Annotated in this window: 1 protein-coding gene; it reads left to right on the top strand. The window is 29.3% G+C overall.

Annotated features, from left to right (window positions below; all coding sequences use genetic code 11):
* Positions 1 to 149: 149 nt before the first annotated feature.
* The gene (locus tag ACRDDY_RS16285) at positions 150 to 1,445 is read left to right on the top strand and encodes an IS110 family transposase (protein ID WP_438565991.1); all 1,296 of its coding nucleotides are present in this window, start codon (positions 150 to 152) and stop codon (positions 1,443 to 1,445) included.

The raw sequence follows: 1,445 nt of genomic DNA, 5'->3' as shown, positions 1-1,445 counted from the left end.
GCGTATCATTCCATCAGGTAGAATTCTATGTTTAGCTGGTTGGGTTTCCTTTTAAGGAATTACCCGTGTCACAAACAAGGTTATAGACTAACTGATAGAATTGGAATTTCTATTCTATCTCTAAATTAAATTTAAAGGAGATATTTACTATGTCACAATTTTTAAACAATCCAGTAGTTGGAATCGATGTTTCAGCTGATTTTTCATATGTTGCAATACTAACACCTAAGAACGAGCTTTATAGAAAGGCATTTAGGATAAACCATGATTTAGAGGGCTTCAATCACTTATTTAAAGAAATAAAAAAAGTGGAAGAAGAGTTTAACATGAAAACTGCAATTTTCATGGAGTCCACAGGTGTGTACCACTTATCTCTTTTCCACTATCTTAATAAAAACTTTGATAACACGTTTGTTATCAATCCACTCGTTACTAAGTGTAACAAAAATGTGGACATAAGAAAAGTGAAAAATGATAAAAAAGATGCTTTATCTATTGCTCGAATAGGAAAATTTCAAAATATTAAATTTTCAAAAGGTGTAAGTCTCGATATTTTTATACTTCGAAACTTAATTAGAGAATACTTTAAACTCACAGATACTTGCTCTGTTTATAAGAAGAAATTATCAGCATCGCTTAGAGTAGTTTCTCCGAATTACAATACTATTTTTTCAAGTGTAACATCGAATACATCACTTGCTATTTTGAGTCAATATTCAACACCACAAGATATTTTAGATGCTCCTAAAGAAGACGTCTTAGCACTTCTTGTAGCTAAATCTAAAAAAGGATTAACGTGGGCAAACGAAATTTATAGCAAATTAATCAAAGTAGCATATGAATCAAACATTATTGGACTTCCAATAAATAATATATCAATTAAAATATCTATTAATTTAATTTCTGCTATTGAAAAAGAAATATCTAATTTATTGATAGAAATTGAAGCTTTTATCACTTCAGATGATTTTTCTAAATCACTAAAAACTAATATAGATTTAATTGATTCTATACCAGGTATAGGTCACTTTACAGCTATTGCTATAATTGCTGAAATAGGTGATATAGATGGATTTATTAAACCTAAGCACTTAGTTGCTTTCTTTGGTATAGATCCCTCTGTTAATGAATCTGGTAAATTTAAAGGTAATCAAAATAAAATGTCCAAACGTGGAACTCGTATAGGACGTAGAGCTCTCTATGCTGTAGCTCTAGCATCTATTCGTAAAACCCGTAAAGGTATTCCTGTAAATAGAGTTTTATTAGATTACTACCAAAATAATCTTAATGGAAAAAAAGCTAAAGTTTCATTAGTTGCTATAATGCACAAACTTTTAAATTATATTTTTGCAATACTACGAAATCAAAAACCTTTTGAGCTTCGTAATCCTCGAATTCACGAGAAAATGTATTTACAAAATAAAGATTTAAATAAAGCAGCTTAA

The organism is Clostridium sp., assembly GCF_051656525.1.
In the GTDB taxonomy this organism is placed as follows: domain Bacteria; phylum Bacillota; class Clostridia; order Clostridiales; family Clostridiaceae; genus Clostridium.
Note: the sequence above shows the minus strand (reverse complement) of the source record. Positions and strands in the feature narration are given on the sequence as shown.

Excerpts from the sequence above, each read along its gene's own strand:
- ACRDDY_RS16285 (WP_438565991.1), top strand. The coding sequence starts at position 150 with ATGTCACAATTTTTAAACAATCCAGTAGTTGGAATCGATGTTTCAGCT.